The 5,345-nt window shown below is 71.0% G+C and carries 3 protein-coding genes and 2 pseudogenes; all 5 read right to left on the reverse strand.

All coding sequences use genetic code 11. The features are described from left to right. Nucleotides 1-168, reverse strand: a pseudogene (locus OP86_RS31995) (ATP/GTP-binding protein); the annotation flags it as partial. After that, nucleotides 149-844, reverse strand: coding sequence for a DUF742 domain-containing protein (locus OP86_RS35400; protein ID WP_078589584.1), 696 nt, complete (start codon nucleotides 842-844; stop codon nucleotides 149-151). The gene OP86_RS35400 and the pseudogene OP86_RS31995, both read right to left, overlap by 20 nt. Before the next feature lie 161 nt (nucleotides 845-1,005). Then, a complete protein-coding gene (locus OP86_RS32005) occupies nucleotides 1,006-1,419 on the reverse strand; it encodes a roadblock/LC7 domain-containing protein (RefSeq protein ID WP_030057391.1) in 414 nt (137 codons plus the stop codon). Nucleotides 1,420-1,429: 10 nt separating this feature from the next. After that, nucleotides 1,430-4,786 (reverse strand): sensor histidine kinase, encoded by a 3,357-nt coding sequence (locus OP86_RS32010; protein ID WP_051831151.1) that lies wholly within the window; start codon nucleotides 4,784-4,786, stop codon nucleotides 1,430-1,432. Between the two features lie 453 nt (nucleotides 4,787-5,239). Then, nucleotides 5,240-5,345, reverse strand: a pseudogene (locus OP86_RS32015) (ATP-binding protein); the annotation flags it as partial.

Consider the following 5,345-nt stretch of genomic DNA (forward strand, 5'->3'; position numbering starts at 1 on the left):
GATGCCGGCGGAGGCCGAGGTCATGACGGCTTCGGTGCGCAGGGGGTTGATCTCGGAGACGGCGCCGACGAGCGTGGTCTTGCCGACACCGAAGCCGCCTGCGACGACGATCTTCGCGGAGGTGGTGGCGCGGGTGGGGGCGGCCGCGTTAGAGCTTGCGAAGTCCACTGAGGACCCTTTCGAGCAGCGTGACGTCGGGCTGGTTTCCGGATTCGCCGCCGGAAGCGGGCTGGTGGATGGCGACCAGGCCGGCTTCGGCGAGGTCGGCCACGAGGATGCGGGCCACTCCCAGGGGAAGGGAGAGCAGCGCCGAAACCTCCGCGACGGACTTGACCTCCGTGCACAGCGTGCAGATCCGCTGGTGCTCGGGGAGCAGGGTGGCCAGGCGCTGGGGATCGACGTCGGCGGAGACCAGAGCCTCCAGCGCGAGTTCGTAGCGCGGCCGGGTGCGTCCGCCGGTCATCGCGAACGGCCGGATCAGCGGGCCGGAGTCGGGCTCGTCCTCGAACTCCTCGACGTGCCCGGGCTCCTGGGCCGGCTGGTAGCCGGGGGCCGGTTCGGGCGTCGGGGCCGGAGTCGGGTAGCCGGGCGCCGGGGCGCCGTACGAGGGCTGCGGCCGGCCGTACTGGTCGTACTGGCCCTGCCGGCCGTACTGATCCTGTCCGCCGGGCTGGTCGTGCTGGCCGTACTGCTCCTCGGGCCGGGGGTACGGGTGCTGGGGCTGCCCGTACTGGTGCCGACCGTACTGCTGACCGTGGCCGACGCCGGGTGCTCCGAAGGCGTCATGGCCTGTGCCAGGGTACGGAAGACCGTACTGGCCGCTGCGGTCGTCGGGCGGTGTCACGGTTCCTCTCCTCACAAGGTGCGGCGGTGCGGTGCGAGCTTCGGCGCAGGTCCGGAGCCGGTGGTGCGAAGGCCGTACAACGTCCGAACCCGAGCCCGCCGAAGCGGGCCCGGGAAGGACGCGGAGGTACTTCGAATACCTGGACGGTATCCGACGAACCGTCAGTGCAGGAGACTGCCCTGGAGTTCCGCGCGGAGAGCGGGGGTGAGGACGGCGCCTGCGCGGTCGACGAGCAGGGCCATCTCGTAGCCGACGAGACCGATGTCGGAGTCGGGGGAGGCCAGTACGGCGAGGGCGGAGCCGTCGCTGACGGCCATGAGGAACAGGAAGCCTCGCTCCATCTCGACCACGGTCTGGTTGACCTCGCCGCCCTCGAAGATCCGGCTGGCGCCGGAGGTGAGGGAGGTGAGGCCGGAGGCGACGGCGGCGAGCTGGTCGGCGCGGTCGCGCGGAAAGCCCTCGGACATGCACAGGAGGAGGCCGTCCGCGGAGACCACCACGGTGTGGGACACCCCGGGGGTGTTGTCCACGAAATTGGTGATCAGCCAGTTCAGGTTCTGTGCGGCCTGGCTCATCTGAGTCAACTCAACGCTCCTGGTGGTTCGAGCCGCCGAAGAGATCGGTGCTGCGGTTCTGTCCGTTGCCGGACTGGTCTACCTGATCGGGGTCGATCCGGAAGCTTCCGGTGTTACCGGCGCTGCGGCCCTGCTCCACACCCCGGCGCAGGTTGGTGAGGCGGCCACGGACCTCCTCGGGGCTGCGGGAGACCTGCGGCCCTTCCTGCGGGGTGGACTGGGCGTTGCCGGGCACCAGGTTCTGCTTGGGCACGCGCCGCGGCAGACCGGCCCCGGTGGTTCCGGCGGAGGAGGGCTCGCGCAGCTGCTCGGCCCGCTGCCAGTCGCCGTCGTTCGGCGACTGCCAGGCGGTGCTGGCGGTCGGGCCGGTCGGGCCGTATCCGCCGAGCGAGGACACGTCGTGGCCGCGCGAGTCGGGGGTGGACGAGGTGTCCTTGGCGCCCGCGAACCAGTTCGGGCTCTCGCCGGACTGGCCGGTGCCGGCCGGCGCGCTGCCGAGGCCGCCGCCCGCCAGCTGCTCGCCGGGACGGCGCTGCGGCAGCCCGGACGCGGTGGTGCGGGGCTCGGCGGCGGGCAGCGCGGGCGGCTCGGGGGCGTACGGGTGACCGGCCGGGGCCTCGTCGGCCTGGCGGCCGTACTGGTCGGCGTAGTCGCCCTGCTGGTAGTCGCCCTGCTGGTAGCCGCCCCGGTCGTAGCCCTGCTGGTCGTAGCCGTACTGGTCGTCGGCGTAGGCCTGCTGGTCGTAGCCCTGCTGCTGCGGGTACTGGCCGTAGGCGTCCGGGGCGTACCCGTCCTGCTGGTAGCCCTGCTGGTCGTAGCCGTACTGGTCGTCGGCGTAGGCCTGCTGGTCGTAACCCTGCGGGGCGTACTGGTCGTAGCCCTGCTGGTAGTCCTCCTCGACCTCGGCGTCCACCACCGGCGGCTGCGGGGCGCTCTCCAGGGCCGTGCGGCGGACCTGGTCGAGGCGCTGCGAGCGCTGGACGGCCTCCAGGGCCGGGCTGAAGCCGGAGGAGCCGGCGTTGCCGACACCGGTGAGGTGGTCGTCGAAGCCGAGCTCGGCGGCGCTGCGGTTGCGGTCGTCGGGCGCCCACTCGGAGGTCGGCTTCTGGTCGGCGAAGATCCGGGAGACGGTGAACTGCTCCTCCGGCTCCGGCGCGGCCCCGCCCTGGGTGACGAACGGCGGGAGCATGACCAGCGAGGTGGTGCCGGCCGACTCGCCGGACGGGCGGAGCTGGACGCGGATGTCGTGCCGCTGGGAGAGCCGGCCGACCACGAACAGGCCCATGCGGCGGGAGATGGTGGCGTCGACCGTGGGCGGCTCGGCCAGCTTCTCGTTGATCTCGGCGAAGTCCTCGGCGGTGAGACCGATGCCCTTGTCGTGGATCTCGACCAGCACGCGGCCGTCCGGCAGGCGGGTCGCGTTGACGAGCACCCGGGTCTGCGGGCTGGAGAACGAGGTGGCGTTCTCCAGCAGCTCGGCGAGCAGGTGGACGAGGTCGGTCACGGCGGCGCCTACGACGTCGACCTCCGGGATGCCGGAGAGCTCGACACGCTCGTACTGCTCCACCTCGGAGGCGGCGGCGCGGAGCACGTCGACCAGCGGGACCGGGGTGTTCCAGCGGCGGCCGGCCTCCTCGCCCGCGAGGACGAGCAGGTTCTCACCGTTGCGGCGCATACGGGTCGCGAGGTGGTCCAGCTTGAAGAGGTTCTCCAGCTGGTCCGGGTCGGCCTCGTTGTTCTCCAGGTCGGTGATCAGCGCCAGCTGGCGCTGGATGAGGCCCTGGCTGCGGCGCGACAGGTTGGTGAAGATCGCGTTGACGTTCCCTCGGAGCAGGGCCTGCTCGGCGGCGAGCGCCACGGCCTGCTGGTGCACCTGGTCGAACGCCCGGGCGACTTCGCCGATCTCGTCCTTGCCGTGCAGCGGGATCGGGGTCACCGAGGTGTCGACCCGGTCGGGGTCGGTCTTGGAGAGCTTCTCGACCAGGTCCGGCAGGCGGTGGTCGGCGATCTCCAGGGCGGCGCTGCGCAGGGTGCGCATGCCGAGGATCATCGAGCGGGCCACGTAGCCGGTGAGCAGGCCGGCCAGGATCAGTGCGGCGACGACGATGACCGTGTTGAGGATGGCGTCGTAGAGCGCGTTGTCCTTGAGGTTGCGGGAGTCGGTGAGGACGTCCTCCAGCAGCACGACCTCGGTGTTCCGCAGGGCCTGGATGTGGGTGTTGGCGGCCTGGTTCCAGTTGTCCGGGGTCAGACCGGCGGCCTTCGCCTCGGCGAACGCGGCGTCGGCGGCGGCCTTGCCCTTCACCTGGCCCTCGGCGGCGGACTGGCTGTACATGGCGGCCAGGGTCATCATGCCCTGCATGGTCGGCACGCTGCCGTTCGGCATCTTGAGCGCCGAGCGGTCCTTGGTGTCCAGGGCGACCTGGGCGTCCGCGTACTTCCGGACGTCCTCGGGGGCACTACCGGTGGTGAACTCGTTGAGGGAGACCTGCTCCAGCTTCTCCGCGATCAGGATCTGCTGGGTCGCGTCGGCGTTCTCGTACCGGGTGGTGCCGTTCTGCGCGATGCCGACCAGCAGGCTCAGCATCAGCGAGCGCTGGGTCGAGGCGGAGGCCTTGGCCAGCGACATCGCGTAGATCGCGCGGCCCTTGCTGGTGGCGTTGGAGGAGCCCAGGCCGACCGAGTTGTCGTAGGCCAGCAGCGGGGCGAACATCACCGAGTAGGCGCTGGCCGTCGCGCTGAGGAACAGCTCGGGGCCGTACGCGTTGGCCCGCAGGTGCGGCAGGTCGACGAGCAGCGCCTGGAAGGCGTCGTGGCGGCGCGGCAGCTCACCGGTCTTGTCGGAGGCCGCGTAGGCGGCGTTGTACGCCTTCAGCGCGGCGTCGGTGTCGCCGCGGCGCTTGGCGACCTCGTTGTTCGGGTCCTGCTTGGTGAGCAGGGGTATCAGCGTCTTGTCGCGCTCGTTCTCCAGCGCCTCGGCGAGTTCGGTCGCCGCCTTGGCCAGCTCGGCGGTCTTCTCGGCGCGCGAGGCCTTGATGTAGCCGTCGACCGAGGTGTTCACTCGCAGACCACCGAAGACGAGACTGATGATCACGGGGATCAGCAGGATCGCGATCAGGCGGGTGGGCACGCGCCAGTTGCGCGGGCGTAGGAAGTCGTACCGTCCGGAGCCGCCGTCGCCGCCCTGGGGGCCGCCGCCGGGTGACGCCGCGGCGAGGCTCGGGGAGTTCGGGGCCGGTGTGGCCTGGGGGCGTTCCTCGGTGGGAGTGAACGCGGAGAATCCGGCCGGGTCCCCGGGGGTACCGTTCGGCTCGCTCTGGCGGGGCTCGGAGCGCCGCTGCGGGGCGGGTTGCTGCTTACGCCTCACTCGACAACTACCTCTCGGCCGACAGCCGGCCATGGATCAATCCAGCGCTACCCCCGGGCCCTGACCCGTCGCCGGGCGACCGGCGCGGGAGATTCAGGGGCAGCTGGAATTTCAGCACGTGCAGGGATGGGGGACAAACAGCCGCCGTACGGCACCCTCGTCGGAACAATCCGGACATTCACCGACATGACGGAGCAAAACCGTGGTCATCTGGCGCTGAGTGACGCTGATTCGCCACGCTGCGTCATTGTTGATCACAAAATGCCTACCGAACTGTTATCCGCTGCTTATACACGGGTCTTGCGCGGTGCCCGTGAGGGGCACCGGCCGGTAAGCGTAGAGGCCCCGGCGGCCCGTTGGGTGGACGGGGCGCCGGGGCTCTTCGGTTCCTGCTACTCGCGCACTCGCCTCCGAGCCGAAGGAGCTCGGCGCGGGTCCCGCTCGTCTCCGTGGTCAGCGGAGCCGGGCGAGGAGGGCGTGTTCGACGAGGGTGATGAGGGCGCTCTTGGCGCTGTCGCGGCGGCGGGCGTCGAGGGTGATGACGGGGGTGTCGGCGCCG

Origin of the sequence: Streptomyces novaecaesareae (genome assembly GCF_000716875.1) — a bacterium.
Lineage (GTDB): Bacteria > Actinomycetota > Actinomycetes > Streptomycetales > Streptomycetaceae > Kitasatospora > Kitasatospora novaecaesareae.